Annotated in this window: 27 protein-coding genes, 1 tRNA gene, 1 other RNA gene and 1 riboswitch; of the genes, 20 read left to right on the top strand and 9 right to left on the bottom strand. The window is 34.0% G+C overall.

The window, feature by feature from the left end:
- On the top strand, window positions 1-660 hold the full coding sequence (locus HA149_RS09015) for a DedA family protein (RefSeq protein ID WP_209115004.1): 660 nt from the start codon (window positions 1-3) through the stop codon (window positions 658-660).
- Here the strand turns inward: HA149_RS09015 and HA149_RS09010 are convergent.
- Complete coding sequence (locus HA149_RS09010) at window positions 657-1,028, bottom strand: single-stranded DNA-binding protein (RefSeq protein ID WP_209115001.1); 372 nt, start codon at window positions 1,026-1,028, stop codon at window positions 657-659. The two genes, HA149_RS09015 and HA149_RS09010, sit on opposite strands and share 4 nt — an antisense overlap.
- Window positions 1,029-1,159: 131 nt before the next feature.
- Between HA149_RS09010 and HA149_RS09005 the strand changes: the two genes are divergently transcribed.
- The 6 genes from HA149_RS09005 (at window position 1,160) to HA149_RS08980 (ending at window position 6,272) form a co-directional block, all read left to right on the top strand.
- Window positions 1,160-2,212: a rod shape-determining protein gene (locus HA149_RS09005; RefSeq protein WP_348535644.1), complete on the top strand. Its 1,053-nt coding sequence runs from the start codon at window positions 1,160-1,162 to the stop codon at window positions 2,210-2,212.
- Window positions 2,213-2,216: 4 nt separating this feature from the next.
- Complete coding sequence (gene mreC / locus HA149_RS09000) at window positions 2,217-2,966, top strand: rod shape-determining protein MreC (protein WP_209114998.1); 750 nt, start codon at window positions 2,217-2,219, stop codon at window positions 2,964-2,966.
- Window positions 2,966-3,484 (top strand): hypothetical protein, encoded by a 519-nt coding sequence (locus HA149_RS08995; RefSeq protein ID WP_209114995.1) that lies wholly within the window; start codon window positions 2,966-2,968, stop codon window positions 3,482-3,484. Before mreC ends, HA149_RS08995 begins: the two co-directional genes overlap by 1 nt.
- Before the next feature lie 178 nt (window positions 3,485-3,662).
- On the top strand, window positions 3,663-4,409 hold the full coding sequence (gene rpaB / locus HA149_RS08990; protein WP_075536992.1) for a response regulator transcription factor RpaB: 747 nt from the start codon (window positions 3,663-3,665) through the stop codon (window positions 4,407-4,409).
- A gap of 50 nt (window positions 4,410-4,459) precedes the next feature.
- Window positions 4,460-5,998: a lysine--tRNA ligase gene (lysS, locus tag HA149_RS08985; protein ID WP_209114993.1), complete on the top strand. Its 1,539-nt coding sequence runs from the start codon at window positions 4,460-4,462 to the stop codon at window positions 5,996-5,998.
- Between the two features lie 28 nt (window positions 5,999-6,026).
- Window positions 6,027-6,272: a hypothetical protein gene (locus HA149_RS08980; protein ID WP_209114991.1), complete on the top strand. Its 246-nt coding sequence runs from the start codon at window positions 6,027-6,029 to the stop codon at window positions 6,270-6,272.
- A 27-nt stretch (window positions 6,273-6,299) separates the two neighbouring features.
- Here the strand turns inward: HA149_RS08980 and smpB are convergent, their stop codons facing one another.
- Window positions 6,300-6,794, bottom strand: coding sequence for an SsrA-binding protein SmpB (gene smpB / locus HA149_RS08975; protein ID WP_209114969.1), 495 nt, complete (start codon window positions 6,792-6,794; stop codon window positions 6,300-6,302).
- A 52-nt stretch (window positions 6,795-6,846) separates the two neighbouring features.
- Between smpB and ruvB the strand changes: the two genes are divergently transcribed.
- The 4 genes from ruvB (at window position 6,847) to thiC (ending at window position 11,649) form a co-directional block, all read left to right on the top strand.
- Window positions 6,847-7,905, top strand: coding sequence for a Holliday junction branch migration DNA helicase RuvB (ruvB, locus tag HA149_RS08970; RefSeq protein ID WP_209114966.1), 1,059 nt, complete (start codon window positions 6,847-6,849; stop codon window positions 7,903-7,905).
- A complete protein-coding gene (locus HA149_RS08965) occupies window positions 7,892-8,680 on the top strand; it encodes a tetratricopeptide repeat protein (protein WP_209114964.1) in 789 nt (262 codons plus the stop codon). Before ruvB ends, HA149_RS08965 begins: the two co-directional genes overlap by 14 nt.
- Window positions 8,681-8,683: 3 nt before the next feature.
- Entirely contained in the window at window positions 8,684-9,868 is a 1,185-nt protein-coding gene (locus HA149_RS08960) for an amidohydrolase (protein ID WP_209114962.1), read from the top strand.
- Between the two features lie 275 nt (window positions 9,869-10,143).
- A riboswitch (TPP riboswitch) is annotated at window positions 10,144-10,243 on the top strand.
- Between the two features lie 35 nt (window positions 10,244-10,278).
- Window positions 10,279-11,649 (top strand): phosphomethylpyrimidine synthase ThiC, encoded by a 1,371-nt coding sequence (gene thiC, locus HA149_RS08950; RefSeq protein WP_209114958.1) that lies wholly within the window; start codon window positions 10,279-10,281, stop codon window positions 11,647-11,649.
- A gap of 14 nt (window positions 11,650-11,663) precedes the next feature.
- On the opposite strand, the gene tkt is transcribed toward thiC, so the two are convergent.
- Genes tkt through acpP form a run of 3 tightly spaced genes read right to left on the bottom strand, consistent with a single transcriptional unit; the run spans window position 11,664 to window position 15,204 of the window.
- Window positions 11,664-13,670, bottom strand: a complete 2,007-nt coding sequence (gene tkt / locus HA149_RS08945; protein ID WP_209114956.1) for a transketolase — start codon at window positions 13,668-13,670, stop codon at window positions 11,664-11,666.
- Between the two features lie 43 nt (window positions 13,671-13,713).
- On the bottom strand, window positions 13,714-14,958 hold the full coding sequence (gene fabF, locus HA149_RS08940; protein WP_209114954.1) for a beta-ketoacyl-ACP synthase II: 1,245 nt from the start codon (window positions 14,956-14,958) through the stop codon (window positions 13,714-13,716).
- Window positions 14,959-14,964: 6 nt separating this feature from the next.
- Window positions 14,965-15,204, bottom strand: coding sequence for an acyl carrier protein (gene acpP / locus HA149_RS08935; RefSeq protein ID WP_002808065.1), 240 nt, complete (start codon window positions 15,202-15,204; stop codon window positions 14,965-14,967).
- A 133-nt stretch (window positions 15,205-15,337) separates the two neighbouring features.
- Between acpP and psaC the strand changes: the two genes are divergently transcribed.
- Window positions 15,338-15,583, top strand: coding sequence for a photosystem I iron-sulfur center protein PsaC (gene psaC / locus HA149_RS08930; RefSeq protein WP_007099573.1), 246 nt, complete (start codon window positions 15,338-15,340; stop codon window positions 15,581-15,583).
- Between the two features lie 81 nt (window positions 15,584-15,664).
- The gene (gene glmS, locus HA149_RS08925; RefSeq protein WP_209115378.1) at window positions 15,665-17,560 is read left to right on the top strand and encodes a glutamine--fructose-6-phosphate transaminase (isomerizing); all 1,896 of its coding nucleotides are present in this window, start codon (window positions 15,665-15,667) and stop codon (window positions 17,558-17,560) included.
- Window positions 17,561-17,591: 31 nt separating this feature from the next.
- On the opposite strand, the gene rimM is transcribed toward glmS, so the two are convergent.
- Entirely contained in the window at window positions 17,592-18,131 is a 540-nt protein-coding gene (rimM, locus tag HA149_RS08920; RefSeq protein ID WP_209114952.1) for a ribosome maturation factor RimM, read from the bottom strand.
- Between the two features lie 24 nt (window positions 18,132-18,155).
- Between rimM and HA149_RS08915 the strand changes: the two genes are divergently transcribed.
- Entirely contained in the window at window positions 18,156-18,341 is a 186-nt protein-coding gene (locus tag HA149_RS08915) for an NAD(P)H dehydrogenase subunit NdhS (RefSeq protein ID WP_209114950.1), read from the top strand.
- Window positions 18,342-18,344: 3 nt separating this feature from the next.
- On the opposite strand, the gene HA149_RS08910 is transcribed toward HA149_RS08915, so the two are convergent.
- Both HA149_RS08910 and rnpB read right to left on the bottom strand, forming a co-directional pair.
- Window positions 18,345-19,094 carry a ribonuclease III family protein gene (locus HA149_RS08910; protein WP_209114947.1) on the bottom strand — a complete coding sequence of 250 codons (750 nt, stop codon included), beginning with the start codon at window positions 19,092-19,094 and terminating at the stop codon, window positions 18,345-18,347.
- A 21-nt stretch (window positions 19,095-19,115) separates the two neighbouring features.
- Window positions 19,116-19,495: RNase P RNA component class A (gene rnpB, locus HA149_RS08905), an RNA gene on the bottom strand.
- Between the two features lie 38 nt (window positions 19,496-19,533).
- On the opposite strand from rnpB, the gene HA149_RS08900 reads away from it, so the two are divergent.
- The 3 genes from HA149_RS08900 to HA149_RS08890 all read left to right on the top strand — a co-directional run bounded on the left by HA149_RS08900 (window position 19,534) and on the right by HA149_RS08890 (window position 20,505).
- Window positions 19,534-19,607: transfer RNA gene (locus HA149_RS08900), tRNA-Arg, on the top strand.
- Window positions 19,608-19,685: 78 nt separating this feature from the next.
- On the top strand, window positions 19,686-20,018 hold the full coding sequence (locus tag HA149_RS08895) for a hypothetical protein (RefSeq protein WP_209114945.1): 333 nt from the start codon (window positions 19,686-19,688) through the stop codon (window positions 20,016-20,018).
- 31 nt (window positions 20,019-20,049) lie between these two features.
- The gene (locus HA149_RS08890; protein ID WP_209114943.1) at window positions 20,050-20,505 is read left to right on the top strand and encodes a hypothetical protein; all 456 of its coding nucleotides are present in this window, start codon (window positions 20,050-20,052) and stop codon (window positions 20,503-20,505) included.
- Here HA149_RS08890 and HA149_RS08885 read toward each other — a convergent pair.
- On the bottom strand, window positions 20,498-23,044 hold the full coding sequence (locus tag HA149_RS08885) for a glycogen/starch/alpha-glucan phosphorylase (protein WP_209115371.1): 2,547 nt from the start codon (window positions 23,042-23,044) through the stop codon (window positions 20,498-20,500). The genes HA149_RS08890 and HA149_RS08885 overlap by 8 nt on opposite strands.
- Before the next feature lie 154 nt (window positions 23,045-23,198).
- On the opposite strand from HA149_RS08885, the gene HA149_RS08880 reads away from it, so the two are divergent.
- Genes HA149_RS08880 through HA149_RS08870 form a run of 3 tightly spaced genes read left to right on the top strand, consistent with a single transcriptional unit; the run spans window position 23,199 to window position 26,377 of the window.
- Window positions 23,199-24,566 carry a cation:proton antiporter gene (locus HA149_RS08880; protein ID WP_002805629.1) on the top strand — a complete coding sequence of 456 codons (1,368 nt, stop codon included), beginning with the start codon at window positions 23,199-23,201 and terminating at the stop codon, window positions 24,564-24,566.
- Between the two features lie 43 nt (window positions 24,567-24,609).
- Window positions 24,610-25,509, top strand: coding sequence for an alpha/beta fold hydrolase (locus tag HA149_RS08875; protein WP_209114941.1), 900 nt, complete (start codon window positions 24,610-24,612; stop codon window positions 25,507-25,509).
- A 13-nt stretch (window positions 25,510-25,522) separates the two neighbouring features.
- Window positions 25,523-26,377 (top strand): galactose mutarotase, encoded by an 855-nt coding sequence (locus HA149_RS08870; RefSeq protein ID WP_209114939.1) that lies wholly within the window; start codon window positions 25,523-25,525, stop codon window positions 26,375-26,377.
- Window positions 26,378-26,383: the final 6 nt, after the last annotated feature.

Raw genomic sequence — 26,383 nt, 5'->3', positions numbered from 1 at the left:
TTGAGTTTAATTTTTGTAAATTTTCTTACTTCAATACCCGACTATATTAGTTTGGCTGTTGAAAAGAATTCAACAATTGCATACCTTACTATTTGTTTGGCTATGTTTTTAGAAAACATAATACCTCCAATTCCTTCGGAAATAATAATGCCCTTGGGAGGGTTTTTCGTTTATCAACAAAAATTAAATTTCTATATTTTAGTTTTTTCCGGATTAATTGGAACTATTTTAGGGTCATTGCCTTGGTATTATTTAGGTAGATTAGTAAATGAAAAAAGACTTTCAACTTTTCTAAATAAAAAAGGAAAATATCTGGGTATATCTTCTAATGATTTAAGTAAAAGTAAAAGGTGGTTTGATAAATACGGGGTTTCTTTAGTTTTTTGGGGTCGATTAGTACCAGGTATAAGAACTTTAATCTCAGTTCCCGCTGGTATAGAACTTATGCCATTAAGAAAATTTTTGATTTGGACTACATGTGGGAGCTTGATATGGGTAGCACTTCTAACTTATGCAGGTTATTTATTTGGTGAAAATTATACAATCATTGAAACTTACTTAGATCAAATCAAATATGTTTTAAAGCCAATTTTAATTTTAATTTTCTTATATTTTTTTATAAGAATATTTATTAGATTTTTTAAAAAAAAGAGAGCTTAAAAAGGGATTTCACTTGAATTACTACTATTAGAATATTGGTTATTATCGGACTCTTTTCGGGAGCCTAGTAAGTTTAATCTATCTACCCTAACAACTGGCTTATATCTATCTTCCCCAGTATTTTTATCTTTCCAACTATCAATTTTAAAGCTTCCTGTAATTCCAATTAAAGATCCTTTTTTAACGTAATCTGCGGCTATTTGTGCTTGCTTACCCCATATTTCTAAATTAAACCAGTCGGGCTCTTCATCTCTGCTTCTTCTGTTAACTGCAAGAGTGAAATTTGCTACGATACTGCCAGATTCAAAATATCTGACATCTGGTTCTCGCCCTGCTCTGCCTACAAGGTTAATAGTGTTAATTTCCATAATTTTTTTTTTTTATACTACTCATATTTCCAGGTTCTGCTCAAAGTTTTGCGTGCTATTCATAACTAAACGACAGAATTATGAGAGCTTACTAAAAAATAGATATATTATTTATAAAAGGAATTCTTATTGTGATTTTTAACAGATTTAAATTTTCTAGAGATATTGGCATAGATTTGGGAACGGCCAATACTCTTATACACGTATCAGGAAAGGGCGTTGTTTTACAAGAGCCTTCTGTGGTAGCTATGGATTTAGAAGAAGGTATACCATTAGCTGTTGGTCAAGAAGCAAAGTTAATGCTTGGAAGGACCCCTGGCAATATAAGAGCAGTAAGACCACTAAGGGATGGTGTTATCGCAGATTTTGATGCTGCAGAACAAATGATAAAAACATTTATCCAAAAATGTAACGAAGGCAAGGGGATAGTAGCCCCAAGAATAGTGATTGGTATTCCAAGTGGAGTTACTAGTGTTGAGCGAAGAGCAGTAAGAGAAGCTGGATTAGCCGGAGCTAGAGAAGTTCATTTAATTGATGAACCCGTTGCAGCAGCAATAGGAGCATCATTGCCAGTAACAGAGCCAATTGGAACTATGATTGTCGATATTGGTGGAGGTACTACTGAAGTTGCAGTATTAAGTTTAGGTGGAACTGTATTGAGTGAGTCGGTTCGAATTGCTGGTGATGAAATAAATGAATCAATTGCACTATATCTTAAAAAAGTTCACAACTTAGTTGTTGGAGAGAGAACTGCAGAAGATATCAAAATTAAAATTGGATCTGCATTTCCAGATGACGATTTTGATAAAACTACTTTAGAGGTTAGAGGTCTACATCTTTTATCTGGTCTACCTAGGTCAGTCACTTTGACATCAGGAGAAATTAGAGAAGCCATGGCTGAAACACTTAGCAAAATAGTGGAAGCTGTAAAAAGAACTTTAGAGCGAACCCCCCCGGAACTTGCTGCAGACATAGTTGATAGGGGGATTATGCTTGCAGGAGGTGGAGCTTTAGTGAGAGGCATTAATGATTTATTGAGCGATGAAACAGGAATTTTTACTCACATAGCAGAAAACCCACTGCTTTGCGTAGTAAATGGTTGTGGAGAGGTTTTAGATGATTTTAAAAAACTGAAAAGAGTTGTTGACACTCCAGAATTTATAAGGAATGCCATAAGAGATTAATGTTATGTTTGGTATCCGACGAATTTCTACTAGTCGTTGGTGGCATAAAAAGAGAAATTGGCTATTGTTTGTAATTTTTTTATTTTTGGTTTTTGTAAGGATATCAAAAGGATCTTTTTATAAAGATTTTTATTATTTTGTTTCAAAGCCTTTTTGGCCTGGTCAATATCAAAAAGATATTGTTCTTGAGAGTATAGACCAAGAATATTTAATAAAGTTAAATCTTCTTAAAAAAGATAATATAAGATTGCGGCAAATCTTATCTCTTCAAGGATCATCTAGTGAATATCATATTTCAGCTGCAGTTATTTCGAGAAAAACAGGTAGTTGGTGGAGACAAATAATTTTGAACAAAGGTTCAAAGGATGGAGTAGATATTGGAAATATTGTGATTGGTCCGGGTGGATTATTAGGAAGAGTAAAAGAGACCTCTCTATTCACTTCGTCGGTAACTTTAATAACTTCTCCAGAAAGTAAGTTAGGCGTTTGGGTGGATAGAATTCAAATGAATGGATTATTGGTAGGTTTAGGAGATGATTATCCTAGCCTAATACTTTATTCAAAAGATGCTGATATTGAGGTCGGAGATGTTGTATCATCATCTCCTGCTAGTACATTATTACCTCCAAATATCCCTATTGGTATTGTCCAATCTGTAGATGAGACATTGAAAGCAAAAAAAACGGCAAAAATTTCACTTTTGGCAAAACCTCATGTAATTGATTGGGTGCAAATTTTGAAAGTAAATATTTAATGAATAAATTTTTTTTAAAAAAATTATCCATAATAAACTTTATTCTTATCCCAATTATTTTTTTGTGGCACCCTAGTTGGCTTGGATTTTTAGGTGTTCAGCCATATTGGCCGTTATTTTGGTTATTGCCTTGGTCAATGATTAATGGATCAATCAATGGATTAATATTTGGTTTGTTTTTAGGTCTAATTTTAGATTCTCTTACTTTAGATAATAGTTTTACTCAGATACCAGGCTTAATTTTTTGTGGATTTTGGTTTGGGAGAATTAAATTACATAGTGATAATTTGGTGGGACATTTTAGGTATGGTTTAATTTGTTCTATTGGAAGTTTCTTATGTGGGACTCTTTATTTTTTACAAATTTTGTTTAGAGATTTTTCAGATAGTAATTTTTTAATGTTGATTCCTAGTGTTAAAAATATCTTAGCTGAAGTTTTTTTGACAGGGTTTTTTGCCCCTTTTATTTGCTCCCAATTTTTAAGAATGTTTAAATTTTCAAGAAGAAAATTGCAGTAATAAATTTTTTCAATAAGAAAAAGTGTTTAAAAAAATTTTTATCTTCAAATTATTTAAAATATTTGTAAACCTTAGGAATATCTCTTTGAGGGTTCGTAATGTTATATTTTTAATTGTTAGAATAAACATTCAATGCAATAGTTCTTTGCTTTGAAATATCGAGAAATCTTTTTTAACTATGTCAAAAGCAAGAATTTTAGTTGTTGATGATGAACCAGCAGTTTTGAAGGTATTAGTTACGAGGCTTCAACTAGCTGGATATCAAGTTTATTCAGCCACTAACGGCGAAGAAGCTCTAGAGTCTTTTCACAGGGATTCCCCAGATTTGATAGTTCTTGATGTTATGCTTCCAAAAATGGATGGATTTGCTGTTTGTAGAAGAATTAGAGCTGAATCAGTAGTCCCAATAATATTCCTAACCGCTTTAGAGGCTATTTCAGAGAGAGTTGCAGGTTTGGATTTAGGTGCTGATGATTACTTATCTAAACCATTTAGCCCAAAAGAGTTAGAGGCTAGAATAGCTACCATCTTGAGAAGAATGGGCCCAACTGTATCGGTTACTGAAACTAAAGAAGTTCCTTCAGGAAAAGGAGTTATGAAATTTGGAAGTTTAGTTGTTGATACTAATCGCAGACAAGTTTCTAGAGCGGGAGAAAGAATTAGTTTAACTTACACTGAATTTAGCCTCTTAGAACTATTGTTTGATGAGCCTGGAAAGGTTGTTCCTAGAGCAGAAATATTAGAACAGCTATGGGGTTACCCTCCTCGTAGAGCTGCAGATTTAAGAGTTGTAGATGTATATGTAGCTAGATTAAGAGGGAAATTAGAACCAGATCCAAGAAATCCAGAATTAATATTAACTGTTAGGGGAATTGGTTACGCATCTCAGAGAGTTGGCGAAACTGCAACATCTTTGGCAAGTTGAGCCATAGTTTGATAATTTTATTAAATAAAACAAATATATTAAAATAAATTTTGTCTGAAATAAAAGAAGCACGCTTACAAAAAGCTAATTCACTCGCTAGTAAAGGATTTGCTTCTTACGCACAGAGTTTTAGAGTTTCAAATACTACAAAATTTCTTATTCAAAAATTTGATTATTTAGAAAATGGTCAAGAGGAAGACTTTAGCGTTTCTCTCGCTGGTAGAGTCATGGCAAAAAGGGTAATGGGTAAAATTGCCTTTTTCACAATAAGCGATCAAGATGGTCAGATTCAGCTTTATCTAGAAAAAAAGGTTATTAATTTAAATTTAGAAAAACAAAAATTACTTTCTTTTGAAGATATCAAGGAAATAGTAGATATTGGTGATTGGATAGGCGTCCACGGAACTATTAAAAAAACTAATAAAGGTGAGCTTTCAATTAAAGTAGAAAAATGGGAAATGTTATCCAAATCATTACAACCTTTACCAGATAAATGGCATGGATTGACTGATATTGAAAAAAGATATAGGCAACGTTATCTAGATTTAATAGTGAATCCTCACTCTAAAAATGTATTTAAAACAAGAGCAAAATGTATAACTTTTATAAGAAAATGGCTAGATAATAGAAATTTTTTAGAAATAGAGACTCCAATTCTGCAATCTGAAGCTGGTGGTGCTGAAGCAAGACCATTTATTACTCATCATAATACATTAGATATTCCGCTGTATCTAAGAATAGCTACAGAATTACATTTAAAAAGGATGGTTGTTGGAGGATTTGAGAAAGTATATGAATTGGGAAGAATCTTCCGTAATGAGGGTATAAGTACAAGGCATAATCCAGAATTCACCTCAGTTGAAATTTATCAAGCTTTTTCTGACTATGTCGATATGATGAATTTAACAGAAGAATTGGTTAAAGATGTCGTAGCTGATGCATGTGGGTCTCTAATTATAAATTATCAAAATAAAGAAATTGATTTTTCTAAACCCTGGTCAAGAATATCCATGAAAGATATTGTCAAAAAATATACAGGGATTGATTTTGATTCTTTCAGGGGAGACTTTCAAGCAGCAAAACAAGCCGTTAAAAGTATAAATGTTGAATTATCCAATAAAGTCAATACTATGGGAAGACTTTTAAATGAAGTCTTCGAGCAAAAAGTAGAATCAAAACTTATAGAACCCACTTTTGTTATTGATTATCCTGTTGAAATTTCTCCTTTAGCTAGGCCTCATCTTGATAATAAAGAGATGGTTCAGAGATTTGAATTATTCATTGTTGGAAGAGAGCTAGCAAATGCCTTTAGTGAGTTAATAGATCCAGTAGATCAAAGAGAAAGAATGCAATTACAGCAATCTCTTAGAGATGAGGGAGATCTTGAGGCTCACTGTATAGATGAAGATTTCTTGAATGCTTTAGAGATTGGCATGCCTCCTACTGGAGGATTAGGCATAGGCATTGATAGGCTAATTATGTTAATTACTAACAGCGCATCAATTAGAGATGTAATCCCTTTCCCATTGTTAAAACCAGAAATAACTTCAAAAAAAACTGAAAAATTACCCTTGAATGAAGTAAAATAAATAAATTAATCCAATACGAAATTTTTAAATGAGTGGTGAACGTGTTGGTTTCCGTTTCAAACACGCGGATGCAGTAGTAAAAAGAAATCCTCAAGGTCGATCAAGAAGAGGATGGGTTATTGAACCAGTAGAGCAAACTACAAGTAGAGGTACAAAAATGCCTGCATACAAAATTCGCTGGAGAGATAGTGAGAGGCCTGAAACTGTATTACAGCATATGCTAATTGCAGATCCAGATCCTTCCCCACCTCCAAGTTCAGTCAGTTTATATTAATAGTTTCAATAATTCTGCGTAATATTTTTATCTTTTTAGTGCAGAGTTAATTTCTTTGTTTATACTTTTTTGTTTTTCATCTTGGCGTTTGTCATGTAATTTTTTCCCTTTGCCGACTCCAATAGTTAGTTTGATCCATGAGCCTTTTAAATAAAGAGATAGTGGAACAATAGTCATTCCTTTTTTTTCAGTATTGGATTTCATTTTTATTATTTCTTTTTTATGTAATAGCAACTTTCTATTTCTTAATGGATCATGATTAAAGAAAGACCCCACATTTTTATGTGGTGAAATGTGAACATTTAATAATAAGATCTCACCATCTCTGAATGAACAGTACCCATCTCTTAAATTTGCTTTTCCGTTTCTAATGGACTTTACTTCAGTCCCTAAAAGCTCAATTCCAGCTTCGATTGTTTCAGATATTGCATATTGAAATTTTGCATATCTATTCTCAGCTAGAAGTTTAAAATTATTTTCTTTATTAGTATTTTTTTTAACTTTGTTTGAATTTTTTGCCATTTTTGTTGTAAAAAATCTTTCTACTCAGAACAATTGCAATTAACCTTTCATTATGGCAATAATTTCTTCCAATATAGGCGATAATGAGTTTTCTCTTCGTAAAAAAGAGCTTAGGTTAGTTGATTCAAAAATCATTCCAGAAGAAAAGAGAAATAAAAATCTTAACTTAGCTCGGCCTCTTACTTTTAAAGAATTTATTGGCCAAGAAAAACTAAAATCATCTTTAAGAATAGCCATAGATGCTTCAATTTTTAGAAAAGAACCTTTGGAGCATACTCTTTTATATGGACAGCCTGGTTTAGGTAAGACTACTCTTGCTTTTTTGATAGCCAATGAATTGAATACAAAATGTAGGATAGCAACTGCACCAGCTATTGAAAGACCTAGAGATATTGTAGGTTTACTTCTTGGATTAAAAGAAGGTGAAGTTTTATTTATCGATGAGATACATCGCTTAAATAGACTAACTGAAGAGTTGTTATATTCTGCAATGGAAGATTTTAGACTCGACTTAACTATGGGATCTAATCGAGGAACCCGTTGCAGAACTATAAATCTTCCTAGGTTCACTCTGATTGGCGCGACTACTAAATTATCCTCAATAAGTGCCCCTCTAAGAGATAGATTTGGTATATCTCAGAAAATTGAATTTTATACTTATGATGAATTAAAACAAATTATTTTTAATTTTTCCCGATTAATAAACCTTAATTTAGATGATGAAGCATCTTATGATTTAGCAAAGATATCTCGAGGGACTCCAAGAATTGCTTTAAGATTATTAAGACGAATTAGAGATTATGCTCAAGTTGTCAAGAAAACTAATATGATCTCTGCGAATTTAATAAAAAAAGCTTTAAATTCATACCAAATAGACGAAAAAGGTTTGGATTCTCTAGATAGACACTATTTATCTTTTCTTAATCAAAACAATAATAGTCCAATTGGCCTTGATTCAATTGCAGCTGGCTTGGGTGATGATTCTTCAATGTTAGAATTTATAGTTGAGCCATACTTAATCAAAATTGGTTTTCTCATGAGAACTCCTAGAGGAAGATTGCTTACTGCTTTAGGAAAGAAGTACATTGATTCAAAAAATGATAACTTTTAAAAAAGTTAAGGTTTGTTTTGTATTAATTTTTGTTTTTTCAAATATTTTTTTTATTGCGCCATGCTATTCATCATCTTTGAGAGAGGATTTGTTTAAAAATGCGTTAGATTTAAGTTCAGGCGGGCAATTTAATCTCGCTTTACAAAAATGGAATCAATATCTCGATTCTTATCCTGATGATGCTGCAGGTTTCAGTAATAGAGGAAATGTAAGACTTGTTATAGGAGATGTAGATGGATCAATAGAGGATCAAAATAAGGCGATAAGTCTGAATCCTAGTGAAATAGATCCTTACATTAACAGGGGAATAGCAGAGGAAGCATTGGGTCTATGGTCACAAGCCAAAAAAGATTATGTTTTCGTTATTTCGCAAGATAGTACAAATTTTTCTGCATTATATAATTTGGCTAATGTAGAGGGATCTACATCAGATTGGGAAAAAGCAAGAGATTTTTTTTCAAAAGCTGCTTTATATAATCCTGGATTTGCTATGGCTAGGTCAAGTATGGCGTTAGCAGATTTTCAGTTGGGTAATATTAATGAATCTGAAAAAGAATTAAAAAAATTAATTAGACGTTATCCAACTTTTGCAGATGCTAGGGCAGCTTTAACAGCTTTGAATTGGTCCAAGGGTCAATCTGGCAACGCAGAGAGTAATTGGATAGCGGTAACTGAATTAGATCCTAGATATAGTGATGAAGAGTGGTTAAAAAAAATTAGAAGATGGCCTCCACAACCAATTAAAGAGTTAATGAACTTTATCAATTTAAAATAAGTCATGATTAGAGATCAGTTTTATAAAAAAATTGATTCGTTTAGTGATGAATTAATTAACTTAAGAAGACATATCCATGCACATCCGGAATTAAGTGGACTTGAAAATCAAACAGCGATCTTGATAAGTGGTTTTTTAAAGAATATTGGTTGGAATGTCAGAGAATCTATAGGTAGGACAGGAGTTATAGCTGATTTTGGGCCCTTAGATAAGGGTATTATAGGTTTAAGGGTGGACATGGATGCGTTGCCAATATTTGAAGAAACTAAATTAAGTTTTTCTTCAAAAGTAGATGGTGTTATGCATGCTTGTGGTCACGATTTGCATATATCGATTGGATTGGGTGTGGCAAAGATCATAAAGGATTTAAAATTAAATTTTGGTACTCGGATAATTTTTCAGCCTGCTGAAGAAATAGCAAGTGGAGCTAGATGGATGATTAAGGATGGTGCAACTAATGGGTTGACCCATATTTTGGGAGTGCATGTGTATCCTGATTTATCCGTAGGGACTATTGGTATTAAAGAGGGGAGTTTAACTGCAGCTGCGGGAGAAATTAAGGTAGAGATTAAAGGAAAATCAGGCCATGGTGCTCGACCTCATGAAGGAGTTGATGCTATTTGGGCGGCATCTAAAGTTATCTCGGGAATTCAAGAATCAATAACACGGAAGTTAGATCCTTTAGATCCTGTAGTTATAACTTTTGGGAAAATTAATGGCGGTAATGCATTCAATGTTCTTGCAGAAAAGGTTAATTTAATTGGTACGGTTAGATGCACTAATCTTAAAGTATTTAAGAATATTGGTAATTGGCTTAATGAAAATATCATTTCTTTAGCTAATAGTTGCGGAGCTGATGCAAAAGTAGTTTTTAGAGAAATAACTCCAGCAGTTAATAATAATTCTGAAATTAATAGAGTCTTCAGAGATTCGGGAATTAAAGTTTTAGGTCAAGAAAATGTTATCGAATTACAAAAGCCATCATTAGGAGCTGAGGATTTTGCTGAATTCTTAAATGAGATTCCAGGAGCTATGTTTAGGCTAGGTGTTTCTAGTTCAAATAGTTGTGCTCCTCTTCATAGTTCTAAATTCAATCCAGATGAAAGAGCTATTGCTGTTGGAATTAAAGTCATAACAGAATCCATAGTAAAATTAAACAATGAAAAAATTAAGACAATAGGTAAATGAAAATTAATAAAAGATTCATTTTATCTTTTGTGGCTCCTTTTATGATCCTTATATCCACTATTGGATTGTTATTTAGGGACAATTCCAGGAAGATTTTTTATTTACCTATTGGCTTAATGGGGATTGTAATTATTTTGGAGAAGGGCATAAGCAGACAATTGGAAAGGAAGAATATCTTCAAAAAGATAAAGTCTTATCAAAAAGTTAAATAAAACCAATTTATTTATTTTTACGCAACATGAGATGACTATTTTTTAGAAAAGAGCTATTAATAAGGTTAATACTAGGGGTGCTAAGAAATTTTAACTTAGCTGAGATCATACCCTTTGAACCTGAATCATTAATATTGATGCAGGGAAGTGGAGATTTGATCAAACTTTAGTAATACACTTTTTAAAAATTTATAAATCATGAGAAGTTCTTGGATTAAGCCTCGCCTTGGGAAAGATAATGTAACTCAGATGAATTTTGCGAGAAACGGACATATCACTGAAGAAATGGATTTTGTTGCTAAAAAAGAAAATCTTCCTTCTTCTTTGATAATGGAAGAAGTAGCAAGAGGAAGATTAATTATTCCAGCTAATATAAATCATTTGAATCTTGAGCCAATGTCTATAGGCATTGCTTCTAGATGCAAAGTTAATGCCAATATTGGTGCTTCCCCTAATGCAAGTGATATCAATGAAGAAGTAGAGAAGCTAAAACTAGCGGTTAAATATGGGGCTGATACGGTTATGGATCTTTCTACAGGAGGAGTAAATTTAGATGAAGTGCGGCAAGCAATTATTCACGAGTCTCCTGTTCCCATAGGAACTGTTCCTGTTTATCAAGCTTTAGAAAGTGTTCATGGTTCAATAGATAGATTAACTGAAGACGATTTTCTTCATATTATTGAAAAACATTGTCAGCAGGGCGTAGATTATCAAACTATTCATGCTGGGCTATTAATAGAGCATTTGCCAAAAGTCAAAGGAAGAATTACTGGAATTGTTAGTAGGGGGGGAGGTATTTTAGCCCAATGGATGTTACATCACTTTAAGCAAAATCCTCTTTACACAAGGTTTGATGACATTTGTGAGATTTTTAAGAAATATGATTGTACTTTTTCTCTTGGAGATTCATTAAGGCCTGGATGCTTGCATGATGCTTCTGATGATGCTCAGCTAGCTGAATTGAAGACTTTAGGCGAGCTTACTCGAAGAGCATGGGAACATAATGTTCAAGTCATGGTTGAGGGTCCTGGGCATGTACCTATGGACCAAATTGAGTTTAATGTGCGAAAGCAAATGGAAGAATGTTCAGAAGCCCCCTTTTATGTGCTCGGTCCATTAGTGACAGATATATCTCCTGGTTACGACCATATATCAAGTGCTATCGGGGCTGCAATGGCAGGGTGGTATGGAACTTCTATGTTATGTTATGTAACCCCAAAAGAACATCTAGGTCTACCAAATGCAGAAGATGTCAGAGAAGGTTTAATTGCTTATAAAATAGCTGCTCACGCTGCCGATATAGCGAGACATAGAGCTGGAGCTCGTGATCGAGATGATGAACTTAGTCATGCAAGGTATAACTTTGATTGGAATAAACAATTCGAACTTTCATTAGATCCGGAAAGGGCAAAGCAGTACCATGATGAAACTTTACCTGAAGAAATCTTTAAAAAGGCTGAGTTTTGTTCAATGTGTGGACCTAAACATTGTCCAATGAATTCAAAGATTTCTGATGAATCTCTTGATCAGTTAAAGGATAAACTTGAAGAATGTAATACTTCAGTTTAGTTATAAATTAATACTTATAGTATTTCCTTTGTCTTATTGACAACGTTTTCGACTGTAAATCCAAAATTTTTCATACATTCACCACCTGGTGCTGATGCACCAAACCTATCCATAGTAATACAAATCCCATCAAAACCTGTATATTTATGCCAACCAAATGAATGGGCAGCTTCTACTACTACTCTCTTTTTCACGCAACTAGGTAAAACACTTTCTTTATAAGATTCTTCTTGCTCTTCGAAAAGTTCGACACAAGGCATAGAAACAACTCTAATTTTTTTACCTAAGTTTGAAATTTGCTTGCTTGCTTCAATGCAAAGATTGAGTTCGCTTCCAGTACCAATAAATATTAGATCTGGTGTGCCTTCGCAATCGGAAACTACATATCCTCCTAGAGCAACTTTGTCGATCGAAGTATTTTCTTGATTGTGCATACCTTGTCTACTTAAACAAAGGGCAGAAGGTCTTTTACGATTTAGAATAGCAAGCTTATAAGCTCCACTCGTCTCATTGCCATCTCCTGGTCTGAAAACTAGCATGTTAGGCATTGCACGAAGAGAAGGGATAGTTTCGATAGGTTGATGTGTTGGGCCGTCTTCTCCTACACCAATTGAATCATGAGTTAATACATAGATCACTCCTAATTCGCTGAGTGCTGAAAGCCTCATTGAGCCTCTCATATAGTCGGCGAAAACAAGGAAGGTTCCACCATAAGGAATAAGACCACTATTATGATAGGCAATACCATTAAGTACAGCTGCCATTGCATGCTCTCGTACTCCAAAATGTAAATATCGTTTTTCAGGGCTATGTGGCTGGAATGATCCAGTTTCCCCTTTGATATCTGTGTAATTAGAGTGAGTTAAATCTGCAGATCCGCCAATTAATTCAGGTAGGTTAGGACCTAAAGCACCTAAACATATTTGTGAATGCTTTCTGGTGGCTAACCCTTTATCATCAGGTGAATAAGAAGGGAGATCTGAGTCCCAATTCTCAGGTAGTTGGCCTTTTAACATTCTTTTTAACTCTGCTCCTTCAGAGGGATATTTTTTTTGATATTCTTCAAATCTACAATCCCACTCTTTCTCTAAGTTTTCGCCTTTATCTATTGATTTTCTAAAATGTGTATATACTTCATCTGGTATCTCAAATGGAGGATATTCCCAATTTAGAAACTCTCTAGTTAATGCAGCTTCTTCTTCACCAACTGCTGCTCCATGAATTCCAGCAGTGTCTGATTTATTAGGCGATCCATAGCCTATTGTTGTAGAAATCTTTATAATTGAAGGTTTGTCTTTAATTAATTTTGCTTTTTCTATTGCTTCAGTGATTCCTTTAACATCATGATTACCATCTTCGACATGTTGTATATGCCATCCATAAGCCTCGTATCTTTTTAAGACATCTTCAGTGAAGGAAACATCTGTTCTCCCATCAATTGTGATTTGATTATCGTCATAGAGTGCAATTAATTTTCCAAGCTTCAAATGACCAGCTAATGAGCAAGCCTCTGATGCGATACCTTCTTGATTACAGCCATCACCCATTATGACGTAAGTATAGTGATCAACGATGTTACAATCAGGCTTATTAAATTTAGCTGCCAAGTGAGTTTCAGCTATTGCTAGACCAACTGCATTAGAAATTCCAGCTCCAAGAGGCCCAGCTGTAACTTCAACTCCTTCAGTTTCAAATGTTTCTGGGTGTCCAGGAGTTTTAGATCCCCATTGTCTAAATTCTTTGATATCTTCTATTGTAACTGATTTGTATCCTGTCAAATGAAGCAAAGAATATAACAGCATACAGCCATGACCAGCCGATAATACAAAACGGTCTCTGTTGAACCATTTTGGATTATTAGGGTTGTGATTAAGTATGTTTTGCCATAATGCATAACCCATAGGAGCGCAACCCATTGGCAATCCAGGATGTCCACTATTAGATTTATTTACTGCATCTACAGCAAGCATTCTTATACTATTTACACAAAGTGATTCTAATGAAACAGATGCAGCGACCATTGTTTTAAATTAAGTTAAGTTGGAAATACAGAATTGGTTGTCTTCAATTCATTTTGCTGAAAGCAAGGCAAACATTGTGACCACCAAATCCGAAAGAATTTGAAAGAGCAACTCCTATTTGAGCTTCTCTTGCATTATTTGGTACATAATCAAGATCACATTCAGGATCTGGATTGACGTAGTTAATTGTAGGAGGGATAAAATTATGTGTCAAAGAAAGTATACAAGCTACAGCTTCTATACCTCCTGAGCCTCCTAAGAGATGACCAGTCATCGACTTAGTAGAGCTTACAGGAATGAGGTAAGATCTGTCTTTAAAAATAGATTTAATTGCAGAAGTTTCATTTTTGTCATTAGCTGATGTACTCGTTCCATGAGCATTGATGTAATCAACTTCTTCAAGTTTAAGAGAAGCGTCTTCAATTGCTAGTTTGATAGCTTTGGCGCCTCCTACCCCCCCTGGCGATGGAGCAGTAATGTGATGAGCATCACATGTTGTTCCATATCCAATTATTTCTGCATAAATCCTTGCATTTCTTTTTTGTGCATTTTCTAAAGTTTCTAGAACAAGAATCCCAGCTCCCTCTCCAATAACAAATCCATCTCTTTCTGCATCAAAAGGCCTGCTAGCAGTTTGAGGACTTTCATTTCTGCAAGAAAGAGCTTTGGCACTGGCAAAACCAGCTACTCCGAGAGGCGTAATGCTTGCTTCTGCTCCTCCACAGATCATTGCATCTGCCTTTCCAAGTTGAAGTAATCTAAAAGAATCACCAATTGCATTTGAACCGGCAGCGCAGGCGGTTGAAACAGAGGAACTTGGTCCTTTTGCGCCCAAAGCAATAGCAGCTAATCCAGTTGCCATATTTGGAATCATCATTGGGACGGTAAATGGACTTACTCTTTTAGGTCCTTTATGACTGAGAATTTGAGCTTGACTTTCCATAGTTAGTAAGCCACCAACACCAGAGCCTATAATTACACCAATTCTTGAAGAATTAGCTTCAGTAATTTCAAGTCCAGAATCACTAAAGGCTTGCTTAGCAGCAATAACTCCAAACTGGGAAAAACGATCCCATCTTTTGGATTCTTTAGCTTCAATAAAATTTTCAGCTTGAAGATTTTTTACTTCTGCTGCAAATTTGCAAGGATGTTGTTCGGGATTAAAGAGCGTAATATCCGAGACTCCATTAGTACCTTTTTGAAGACCAACTAAATATTCATCAATGTTATTACCAATTGGAGTTACTGCTCCGATACCGGTAATAACTACTCGATGGAAATTTGGCATCCTTTACTACCCTTTTTTTTCTTCGATGAATTTTACTGCATCGCCAACAGTTGCTATTCCTTCTGCTGCTTCATCAGGGATTTCAATATCAAATGCTTCTTCAAGAGCCATTACTAATTCAACGGTATCAAGAGAATCTGCACCTAAATCATTTTGGAAATTTGAATCTGATTTGACTTCTCCTGCTTCAACACTTAATTGTTCTGAAACAATAGAACAAACTTTTTCGAGGATTTCTTGTGACATAGTTTATGGAAATTACTAATTATCTTTATGATTTTATGCCCTAGAGTTAACAAGAGTGAAGCATATCTTAATTTTTTTAATTTCTTTGTAAGACAATAGTATTATAAAACGAGGTTCAAAAGACAATTTTTACATGTCACACGCAGTTAAAATTTATGACACTTGCATTGGATGTACCCAATGTGTAAGGGCTTGCCCACTTGATGTTTTAGAGATGGTTCCATGGGATGGCTGCAAAGCTGGCCAAATTGCCTCATCGCCAAGAACTGAAGATTGTGTAGGTTGCAAGAGATGCGAAACCGCATGTCCCACTGATTTCTTAAGTATTCGTGTTTATTTAGGAGATGAAACTTCTAGGAGCATGGGCTTAGCATATTAACTTATATAGTGCAGTTTTAAGAGAGTCCATGTTTTAAAAATACTTTTTTTTTTTCAAATATAATTGAAAAAAAAATCTTGTATGTGTGGAATAGTTGCTGTAACAGGTTATAAAAAAGCTTTACCATTATTAATTAATGGCTTAGAGAAACTTGAATATAGAGGATATGATTCTGCAGGTATTGCAGTAATAAATTCTGAAACTAATTCTATTACTTGTAAAAAAGCAGAGGGAAAACTTAAGAACTTAATAAATAATCTTAACAATGACAATATTCCAGGAACTGTTGGTATTGGTCATACTAGATGGGCAACTCATGGAAAACCTGAGTTTAAAAATGCCCATCCTCACATCGATGGTTCAGGAACTATAGCGGTTGTTCAAAATGGCATTATTGAAAATTTCCAAGACTTAAAAATTAAATTAGAGAAAGAAGGCGTTATTTTCAATTCTGATACAGATACAGAGGTAATTCCTCATCTAATTAAAAGAGAATTAAATATATTAAGTAAACTCAACCTTGAAAATAACAGCTCAACACTTTTAGTGGCTGTGAGAAATGTAATATCTGATCTGGAAGGATCTTATGCCTTAGCCGTTTTATGGGCTGATGCTCCAACCTCCCTGGTAGTCGCAAGGAGACAAGCACCTCTGATTATTGGTTTGGGCGAAGGAGAATTTATTTGTGCAAGTGATACTCCAGCTATTGCAAATTTTACAAATATTATTTTGCCTATGGAGGATGATGAAATAGCTTTATTGACTCCTCTTGGAATAGAAATTTATGACGCAAATAATGAAAGACAATATCGAAATCCAGTTTCTCTAAAAGTCTCAGAGCAAATAATGGATAAGATGAATTTTAAACACTATATGTTAAAAGAGATATATGATCAGCCACAGACTGCAAAAAACTGGTTGGATAATTATTTAATTCAAAACTTAGAAGAAGGCAAGTATCAAATTAATTATCCTTTTGATACAAAGTTTTTTGAATCAATAGAAAGAATTGAAATTATCGCTTGTGGTACAAGTAAACATGCCGCAATGGTGGGTAGCTTTTTACTGGAACAATTTTCAGGTATTCCTACAAATGTCTTTTACGCAAGTGAATTCAGATATTCACCCCCCCCATTGCTGCCAAATACATTAACTATTGGAGTCACTCAATCTGGAGAAACTGCTGATACAATTGCAGCTATCGATATGGAAATTAAAAGACGGTCTTCGATTGAAGATTTAAATTTTAAACCCAATCTTATTGCAATAACAAATAGAAAAGAGAGCTCTATAGGAAGGCAGGTCTCAAATATAATTGATATTTGCGCAGGAATAGAAGTGGGAGTTGCAGCCACAAAAACTTTTTTTGCTCAATTACTTTCTTTTTATGGATTAGCTATTAAATTTGCAGAAATTAAAGGTAGTCAAAACTTAGATGAAATAAGTAATTTAATAACAGAACTTATAAAACTGCCTCCATTAATAGAAGATCTTTTAGAGCAACATAATAAATCTTCAGAAAAGCTAGCACATGATTTTTTTAATATAAAAGATGTTATTTTTTTAGGGAGAGGTATAAATTATCCTATTGCTCTTGAAGGAGCGTTAAAACTCAAAGAAATTAGTTACATACATGCTGCTGGATATCCAGCTGGTGAAATGAAACATGGTCCAATAGCTTTGTTAGATAAAAAAGTACCTGTAATTTCTATTGCTTCCCCTGGTGAAGTTTTCGATAAAGTTATCAGTAATGCTCAAGAAGCAAAAGCTAGAGATTCATATTTGATTGGAGTTGCACCTGAATGTAATGGAACTGAAATTTTTGATTATTTAATGAAAGTTCCTCCCTCAAATGAATGGATTTCACCTTTGCTTAACATAGTGCCTTTACAATTATTGAGTTACCATATTGCAGCTCATAGAGGACTTGACGTGGATCAACCAAGAAATTTAGCTAAAAGTGTAACTGTGGAATGATAAGTTTCTTACAAAATTTTATTTTTTAAATTTATAACTCTAAAAGTCCATTTGGAGGATTGATGATTAGAAAATTATTTTTTATGTCCACTAATGGAACTATTTCTTTAACAAATGGTATGAGAACTTTTTTTTGATTTTTAAAAAGTTCAATAACAAGTAAATTATTTTTCTCATTTTCTAAATCTATAACTTTCCCAATTGTTTTTGATTCATTATTTTCTACAGTCTTGACTTCAAGATTTATAAGTTCCAACAAGTGGAATTCTTCCTTTTTAAGTTTTGGTAGTTTATCGGTTTTGACAAGAATCTTAAATTTTTTCAGTTGCTCTGCATGATTTCTTGTATTTATTCCTAGCAATTTAACTATAAATGTTTCTTTACCAGGCTGTTTGAAACCAGATATAAGTTCAATTTTTGAAGGAGGTTCATTTTCTTTTTGCAACCATCTTATTCCAGGTTTTAAAAATCTTTCTTCAAAGTCACTTAAAGATTTAACCTTTACTTGTCCATTAATTCCATGACATGATGTTATTAATCCAACAGTCAACCATTCATTTTTATTTATCATATATTGTATTAGAAAAAGTTTTTTATGGAATTATCTACTAAACCTATACTCCCTGGGGCTTTTGTTGTTGTAAAAGACACTAACTCTATATACAGAGGATATAAAGGGTTTGTACAAAGAGTTACAAAAAAAAGAGCAGCCGTTCTGTTTGAAGGGGGTAATTGGGATAAACTCATAACTTTTCAGCTAACGAATTTAGAAATAGTATAAAAATTAGATTTTACCTATAGTTATAAATTTTTCTATCAACACTCTAGCTGCATTGGTTTCAGCTTGTTTATGGGATTTGCCGAATGCAGATGATTCTTTTAATCCTTCGATAAATATGTCGCAAGAAAACCTTTTAGGGTCTCCATTTTTCTTAGAGACTTCAAGTATTTTGTAGACTGGCAAATCAAAACCCTTACTTTGACACCACTCTTGCAATACTGTCTTAGATTTGAATTTATATGGAGCTTTTAAAAATATTTCTGAATCTTCTTCCCAAATATCATCTAACCAAAGATTTACTTCTTTAATTGAATTAAAGCACTTGTAAAGAGCACCGATTAAAGCTTCTGTTGATTCACCAATAATAGTATTTTTTGAATTTTCATCCCCAAGAGCTTTAGGTCCTTTAATTATTAATTTCTCTATATCAATTTTTTCCCCTAATCTAGTTAACCATTCATCACTTACAATTTGTGCTCTTAGCTCTGATCTTTCTCCTACACTCATTTGAGGATATTTTTGTTCAATAAAAGCAGAAGCAGCTAATCTGAGGACTGCATCTCCGAAAAATTCTAGTTTTTCGTAATTGATTATTTTGTCCTCTGAGGAATGGACAAATGCTTTATTAAAATCTTGAATTACTGAAGGATTTTGATTTCTAATTATTTCCGAAAATCTTTTTGATTTAATATTTAAAGATTTTAAAAAAGTAGTTATTTGATTAATTCTCTTTGTATTAATTATATATGTCATCTGATTTGAATAATCACAACAATTAGAAAGCAGGTCATAAGCCGGGTTCTGTTCATCTTAATTAAGATGGGCAATCATCTATCTAGGACTGGAATTACTTCACAGTCTCAAGCGGCGCTTAAAAGTAGATTAAGTAATGGTCAAAAATCTACTAAGCCTTGCTCCCAGCCGGGGTTTACCTAGCCAACACTTCTCAATGTTGCTGGTGCGCTCTTACCACACCCTTGCACCCTTACCATACAAAAAGTATTAGGCGGTATGTTTCTGTGGCACTATCCTCACGGTTGCCCGCACTGGGAATTACCCAGCAAGCCTGACCATGTGGGAGCCCGGACTTTCCTCAAGAAAGTTTTATTTTGGAAACAAAATAAAACTTTCTTGCGATTGCCTCTCCTGCTTTCATCTAGCATAATGCTTATTACTCCAAAAATCATCTATTGGGGCTGTAGCTCAGCAGGATAGAGCAACGGTTTCCTAAACCGTAGGTCGTGGGTTCGACTCCCGCCAGTCCCGTAAAAATGAAAAACTATATGTAGTATGTGTGCAAACTTGCTACTCTCTAGCTAGCGTATAGTTAGTAATAAATCTTTTATGGCTAAGTTGCATGATATGCGTTTAAAGCTCTTAATTCAGCAAGAGCATGAACACATTTCTAAATCCCAACCTAATGATTTAGATCTTTCAATAGTTCAAGCAAGATGCCTTTGCTGGCTTGCTTTATTAGCAGAAGCCCACGAAGATCAAGCAAATGATGCTGAAAAAAGAGGCGATGCCGAGCAAGCAATGGGATGGTTTGCTGATTCCATGAGACTAAGAGATGTTATTAATTTGGTTACTAGTATTGAGATACCTTTGCCAGATAGTCCAGATTCACTTGATGAAAATGACGAATTATTGGATGGCCCTACAATTTTGCCTAAATAGTGAGATGATATAAAAAGAATTAGATTTTCTTTTGGCTGAAGAACCATGTCAATGCTCTGACTGTCAGAGATTTTATAAAGAGCATGATCGTCTGATTAGAGAATTTCCCACTTTTAAGCAGCAGCAAGAGTTGAATTGGGCATCTATTCAAGCTTTCAGAACTCTTTGTACTAAAGTTACTGATGAGTTGCAGAAAGAATTATGTGAAAGAGAAACAGATAAAAATATTAATCCAAAAGAAAAACATATTTCTGATATAGAAATTACTGAAGCTTTAAATGAGCTTGAAAGTGTTAATGCCTATTTATATTCAATTGAAGCATTAATGGAAAGAATATTTGATATAAAAATTTCGGACAATATTGAATCAAAATTTAAAGAAATTGCAAATGAATTAGCCCCAGACCCATTAAATATGGATCGATTAATTTTAAATAGATTATTTCATCAAACCCCAGATTCACCAGATAAGAAAAATATTAATTAGTTAATTCTTCGACATCACAAGTAATTTCAACGGGCATTGGAGAGACTTTCCAGATAGATTTACAGTACTCTCTAATAGATCTATCTGAAGAAAAATATCCTGATCTAGCAGTATTTAATAATGCCATTTTATTCCAAGATTTTTTATTATTCCAGCATTCACTGACTACATCCTGTTTATTTAAGTAATCTTCAAAGTCAGCCATAACAAAAAATGGGTCATGTCCAGTCAAGCTATTTAATAAAGGTTTAAATAATTCTTTATCCCCATTGCTAAAGTGGCCAATTTCAATTAGACGTATAACCTCTTTCAGCTCTGGGCATTGATTAATAAATGTTTTTGGGGAGTAATTATTATTTTTTAGAGCCATAATTTCACTTTCAGTTTTACCAAAAAGAAAGAAATTCTCTTTTTTCACAAGATCCCTTAATTCAACATTAGCTCCATCTAAGGTTCCAATCGTTAATGCTCCATTCATAGCAAACTTCATATTTCCAGTTCCAGATGCCTCTTTACCAGCAGTTGAAATTTGTTCTGAAAGATCCGTTGCAGGATAAACTATTTCGCCAAGTTTAACATTATAGTCTGGTAGGAAAACAACTCTTAATAAACCATCCATATCTGGATCAGAATTAACTACATCAGCAATTCCATTAATAAATCTAATCATTAGCTTTGCCATAAAGTAACCTGGCGCAGCTTTACCTCCGAATATTATTGTTCTTGGGACTTCAAACTTGTTTATACCATTTTTGATTCTCAAATATTGGGCAATAATTTGAAGGGCGTTTAAATGTTGTCTTTTATATTGATGAATTCTTTTTACCTGAACATCAAATAAACTTGATGGATCTACAAGTATTCCAGTTTTTGAATGAATAAAACTAGCTAATTTTCTTTTTCCTTCTAGCTTCGTTTCTTCAAATTTTTGTAAAAAATTGTTGTCATCTTTTTTTTCTTCTAACTTTTTAAGAAGTTCCATATTTGTTATCCAATTTGGACCAACTTCTTCTTCTAGCAGGTTAGATAATGATGGATTAGATAGGGCAACCCATCTCCTTGGAGTAACCCCATTAGTTACATTTGTAAATTTTTCAGGCCATAGTGCTGCAAATTCCGGAAGAAGTTGTCTTTTTATTAGATCTGAGTGAAGAGCTGCAACACCATTTATGTGATGTGCTCCAATTGTAGCCAAATGGGCCATCCTAACAGATTTGGAGCCTTCTTCATCAATTATTGAGAGTTTTTGAAGGATCTTGTCATCACCAGGATATCGTAGTCTTAATTGTTGTAGAAATCTCCAATTAATTTCATAAATAATTTCTAGATGACGAGGAAGAAGATCATTAAATAAACCTAAATCCCATTTCTCTAAAGCTTCTGGTAGTAATGTGTGGTTGGTATAAGCAACAGAGGATGTTGTTATGTTCCACGCTTTATCCCAACCTATTTGATATTGGTCAATAAGAAGTCGCATTAATTCTGCAACTGCAATAGCCGGATGGGTATCATTTAATTGGACTGTCCAATGCTTAGGGAATTCTGTAATTGGTATTGATCTCTTTTCAAGGCTTCTCAACATATCCTGAAGAGAACAACTTACAAAAAAGTGTTGTTGTTTGAGTCTTAATCTTCTACCTTCGTCAGTTCCATCATTGGGATATAGAACTTTTGAAAGAGTCTCAGATGCAACTTTTTCTTCTACTGCACCATAATAATCACCAATATTGAATGCATAAAAGTCAAAACTTTCTGTTGCGTCAGCTCTCCATAATCTTAATCTGTCACATGTATTTACTCTGTATCCTAAAACTGGAACATCATGAGGTACTCCAATCGCATGTTCTGAAGGGATCCATCTTGATCTGTAGTTTCCTTTGTCATCTCTATAACTTTCAGTTCTGCCTCCAAAACCAACAAAACATGATTCGTCAGGTTGTGGAAGTTCCCATGGCCATCCACCTTTTAGCCATTTATCAGTTACTTCAACTTGCCAACCATCCCTAATTAACTGATTGAATATACCAAATTCGTACCTAATACCATAACCAACTGCTGGAACTTGTAGAGATGCTAATGATTCCATGTAACAAGCTGCAAGTCTACCAAGTCCACCATTACCTAATCCAGGCTCCTCTTCAACTTCGAGAATTGTTGACAATGATTCAACTCCAAATCTCTTTAGAGCATCTTCTGCTTCTTTAGTTATTCCAAGATTGAGCAGATTATTACTTAATTGAGGGCCTATTAAAAATTCTGCTGATAAGTAGGCGACTGTTTTTTGTGGTTTTTTTCTTATGACTTCTTGGCTGGCTAAATATCTTGTCATTAGCCTGTCTTTAACTGCGTAACTTAAAGCCATGTACAAGTCGTGTGAACTTGCAGATGTAGCTAGCTTGCCAAGAGTATAAAAGAGATGGGCTGTCATTCCTTGGAAAACAGCATCAGAATCCATGCCAGCTTTCTCAGGATCTAAGTAGCAGCCTGGAGTAGGCAAACGTAGATCGAAGGGTTTGTTGGAATTCATTGGATTGGCCATATAACAGACAATAGCCATTTTTAAGAAAATTTCTTTGTTGTAACTTCAGATCCACACTTGTTGAGTATTTTTGCTTTTTTCTTACATATTTCTTAAAGTGGGCCCTCAATAAACTATCTTCCAATTAGGTAGTTTATTTTTTCTCTCATTTCATATGTATTCTTTACTTGCTGAATTAAGTGCACATGATTTAGAAGTTGCTGAGACATTGATAGGAGTTATAAGATTTCTATTGATATTTTTAGCTGCAAGAGCATTAGCAGAAGTATTAGTAAGACTAAGTTTGCCAACGATAGTAGGTGAGCTTCTTGCAGGGGTTGTAATAGGGGCATCAGGATTCCATTTGTTGATACCGCCCTCAGCTGGAACAGAATTAAATGAAGGACTCGTAAATGTTATTAGTTCATTAGCGTCAATCCCCCCAGAAGCTGTACCTGATGTTTATTTCGAAAGTTTTCCATCCCTTCAAGCAGTAGCAACTCTCGGGTTATACGCTCTTTTATTTTTAACAGGATTAGAAAGTGAGTTAGAGGAATTAGTAGCTGTAGGAGCCCAGGCTTTCACTGTTGCCATGGCTGGCGTAATTTTACCGTTTGCCTTCGGAACTCTTGGATTAATGTTTATTTTTCAAGTGGATTTAATTCCAGCAGTTTTTGCTGGAGCATCTATGACAGCAACAAGTATAGGAATTACTGCAAGTGTTTTTGGTGAGTTGGGATATTTAAAAACTAGAGAAGGACAGATTGTTATTGGAGCAGCTGTTTTGGATGATATTTTGGGTATTGTTATTCTTGCAGTTGTAGTCGCTCTTGCTGCCGGAGGTTCTTTAGAAATTGCTCCTATCGTTAAATTAGTTGCAGCAGCTGTAGTATTTGTTATTGCTGCTATCGCATTAAGTAGAACAGCAGCCCCAGGTTTTGATTGGTTATTAGATAGATTAAAGGCCCCCGGTGCTGTAGTGGTAGCTTCTTTTGTGATACTTGTATTGTGTTGTTTTGTTGCAACTGCCATTGGATTGGAAGCAGCTTTAGGTGCTTTTGCAGCTGGATTAATCCTAAGTAGTTCGAAAAATAATCACGCAATTCAACAATCCGTTTTACCTTTAGTATCCTTATTCGCAACTATTTTCTTCGTGCTAGTAGGTGCTGGAATGGATTTATCAGTTATCAATCCACTTGATCCAACCAGTAGATCAGCTCTTGTAGTTGCAGGATTTTTATTAGTTGTGGCAATTATTGGAAAAATTGCTGCAGGATGGGTATTCTCAAGTGATAAACCTACAAATAGATTAGTTGTAGGTTTGGGTATGATGCCCAGAGGAGAGGTTGGTTTAATATTCCTTGGATTAGGAACAAGTGCTAAGTTGTTAACTCCTTCTCTTGAAGCAGCTATTTTATTAATGGTTATTGGAACGACATTTCTTGCACCTGTTCTCTTGAGAATTGTCCTAAAAGATAAGCCTCCAAATGATGGCAATAAAATTTCAGATGATGTTGCAGCTGATCCTGTTGGTCTTCTTTAGGAAATAAGTTTATTAGAATTAATTAACAAAGTTACTTTAATAAATGGAAAAAACAGCTCTTACAGATAGTGATGTAAATTACGACTGGAATTTTTTAAATTACCCAATACATACTGTTTCTGTTAAGTCTGAGAAAACATCCAAAGAATGTGCGATTTTATTAATTCATGGTTTCGGGGCCTCTACCGATCACTGGAGATTCAATATACCTATTTTGAGTAACAAATACGAAGTTCATGCTATGGATCTTCTCGGTTTTGGAAAAAGTCCTAAGCCTCAAGATGTTGAATACTCGGGATCTTTATGGAAAGACCAGGTTATCGCTTATGTAAAAGAGAAAATAAAAAAACCTACAATTATTGTTGGAAATTCATTAGGTGGTTATGCAGCATTAGCTGCTGGTTCAGAATTAAATGAGCTAAATGCAGGAGTGATATTACTTAATGCTGCAGGATATTTTAGTGAAGAAAAAACTATCAAAAAGAATATGTTACAGACTTCTATTGAAACAGTTGCCGGTATATTTTTGAAAAATATTGTTCTTCAACGTTTGATTTTTGAGAATATGAGAAATCCAAAAAATATTAAAAAAACTTTGAATCAAGTTTATCTTGATAAAAAAAATGTTGATGATTTCCTTGTTGAGTCAATAAGAAAGCCTTCTCTAGATTATGGTGCTTTTAATGTTTTTAGAAGCGTATTTAACCCATCAGGTCCTCAGGGATTGCCTTTGGATAAGTTATTCGCAAAACTCGATTCTCCATTACTATTGCTCTGGGGAGGGAAAGATCCTTGGATGAACACTCCAAAAAAAAGAAATCTATATAAAAAATTTACACCAAAGAATACAAAAGAAATCATTCTTGATGCCGGACATTGTCCTCATGATGAAATACCTGAACTTGTCAATCAGCATATTTTGGACTGGGTTGATTCTCTTTAAGTAACAATTAATTGTGCAAATTAAGTTATCTAATAAAGACAAAGGAATTTTTGTTTTTCAATTAGATCAAAACAACTATATTAAATTTTGTCCTGAAAGAGGAGGTGTTATTACAAATTGGGTTTCGGATGGTAAGGAGATACTTTATTTTGATGAAAAAAGATTTTTGGATAAGACAAAAAGTATTAGGGGAGGTATTCCAATCTTGTTTCCAATTTGTGGAAATTTAAATTCCTCTAATTCTGTATTTGGAATAGATTATTTGCAATTTACACAACATGGTTTCGCTAGGGATTTGCAATGGCAATATTCTTTTAATGAAAATAAAAAATCTTTATGCTTATTTTTAAATGAATCTAAAAAAACTAAAAAATATTATCCTTTCGATTTCGAACTAAGAATAGAAGTTACCCTGAAGATTAACTGTTTAGAATTTGAAATTTCGATTTATAATAAAACAGATAATTCTATGCCTATAAATTTTGGATTACATCCTTACTTTAATGTATCAGATTTCAAAAATTTAGAGTTTATTGATAATCCTCTTAATTGTCAGAATCAGGCAAAAAACATTATAAGTAATACTTTGGATGAATTAAATAATATTGATTTAGGAATTGATCTACTTATGTATACTTCGGGTAGGAGTGCTTTTCGAGATAAAATTTTTAAAAGAGAGGTAACTTTAAATCATCCATATCCCTTTGACTTAGGTGTTATTTGGAGTGATCCTCCAAGAAAAATGATATGTCTTGAACCTTGGACGAGTCCCCGAAATTCTTTTGTTGATGGTTTCAGAAAATTGATGATTCCTCCAAATTGTAGTCAAAGGTTTGATTTTTCAATACAAATAAAATCTCTTAAGTAATTATGC

Origin of the sequence: Prochlorococcus marinus XMU1406 (genome assembly GCF_017696055.1) — a bacterium.
Lineage (GTDB): Bacteria > Cyanobacteriota > Cyanobacteriia > PCC-6307 > Cyanobiaceae > Prochlorococcus_A > Prochlorococcus_A marinus_W.
The sequence above is the reverse complement of the archived record's forward strand: the minus strand, read 5'-3'. Positions and strand labels throughout refer to the sequence as shown.

Bases quoted from the DNA above. Each gene is read 5' to 3' on its own strand.
- HA149_RS09010 (WP_209115001.1), bottom strand. From the start codon at position 1,028: ATGGAAATTAACACTATTAACCTTGTAGGCAGAGCAGGGCGAGAACCA.
- mreC (WP_209114998.1), top strand. From the start codon at position 2,217: ATGTTTGGTATCCGACGAATTTCTACTAGTCGTTGGTGGCATAAAAAG.
- HA149_RS08995 (WP_209114995.1), top strand. From the start codon at position 2,966: ATGAATAAATTTTTTTTAAAAAAATTATCCATAATAAACTTTATTCTT.
- rpaB (WP_075536992.1), top strand. From the start codon at position 3,663: ATGTCAAAAGCAAGAATTTTAGTTGTTGATGATGAACCAGCAGTTTTG.
- HA149_RS08980 (WP_209114991.1), top strand. From the start codon at position 6,027: ATGAGTGGTGAACGTGTTGGTTTCCGTTTCAAACACGCGGATGCAGTA.
- smpB (WP_209114969.1), bottom strand. From the start codon at position 6,794: ATGGCAAAAAATTCAAACAAAGTTAAAAAAAATACTAATAAAGAAAAT.
- ruvB (WP_209114966.1), top strand. From the start codon at position 6,847: ATGGCAATAATTTCTTCCAATATAGGCGATAATGAGTTTTCTCTTCGT.
- HA149_RS08965 (WP_209114964.1), top strand. From the start codon at position 7,892: ATGATAACTTTTAAAAAAGTTAAGGTTTGTTTTGTATTAATTTTTGTT.
- HA149_RS08960 (WP_209114962.1), top strand. From the start codon at position 8,684: ATGATTAGAGATCAGTTTTATAAAAAAATTGATTCGTTTAGTGATGAA.
- thiC (WP_209114958.1), top strand. From the start codon at position 10,279: ATGAGAAGTTCTTGGATTAAGCCTCGCCTTGGGAAAGATAATGTAACT.
- tkt (WP_209114956.1), bottom strand. From the start codon at position 13,670: ATGGTCGCTGCATCTGTTTCATTAGAATCACTTTGTGTAAATAGTATA.
- fabF (WP_209114954.1), bottom strand. From the start codon at position 14,958: ATGCCAAATTTCCATCGAGTAGTTATTACCGGTATCGGAGCAGTAACT.
- acpP (WP_002808065.1), bottom strand. From the start codon at position 15,204: ATGTCACAAGAAATCCTCGAAAAAGTTTGTTCTATTGTTTCAGAACAA.
- psaC (WP_007099573.1), top strand. From the start codon at position 15,338: ATGTCACACGCAGTTAAAATTTATGACACTTGCATTGGATGTACCCAA.
- glmS (WP_209115378.1), top strand. From the start codon at position 15,665: ATGTGTGGAATAGTTGCTGTAACAGGTTATAAAAAAGCTTTACCATTA.
- rimM (WP_209114952.1), bottom strand. From the start codon at position 18,131: ATGATAAATAAAAATGAATGGTTGACTGTTGGATTAATAACATCATGT.
- HA149_RS08915 (WP_209114950.1), top strand. From the start codon at position 18,156: ATGGAATTATCTACTAAACCTATACTCCCTGGGGCTTTTGTTGTTGTA.
- HA149_RS08910 (WP_209114947.1), bottom strand. From the start codon at position 19,094: ATGACATATATAATTAATACAAAGAGAATTAATCAAATAACTACTTTT.
- HA149_RS08895 (WP_209114945.1), top strand. From the start codon at position 19,686: ATGGCTAAGTTGCATGATATGCGTTTAAAGCTCTTAATTCAGCAAGAG.
- HA149_RS08885 (WP_209115371.1), bottom strand. From the start codon at position 23,044: ATGGCCAATCCAATGAATTCCAACAAACCCTTCGATCTACGTTTGCCT.
- HA149_RS08880 (WP_002805629.1), top strand. From the start codon at position 23,199: ATGTATTCTTTACTTGCTGAATTAAGTGCACATGATTTAGAAGTTGCT.
- HA149_RS08875 (WP_209114941.1), top strand. From the start codon at position 24,610: ATGGAAAAAACAGCTCTTACAGATAGTGATGTAAATTACGACTGGAAT.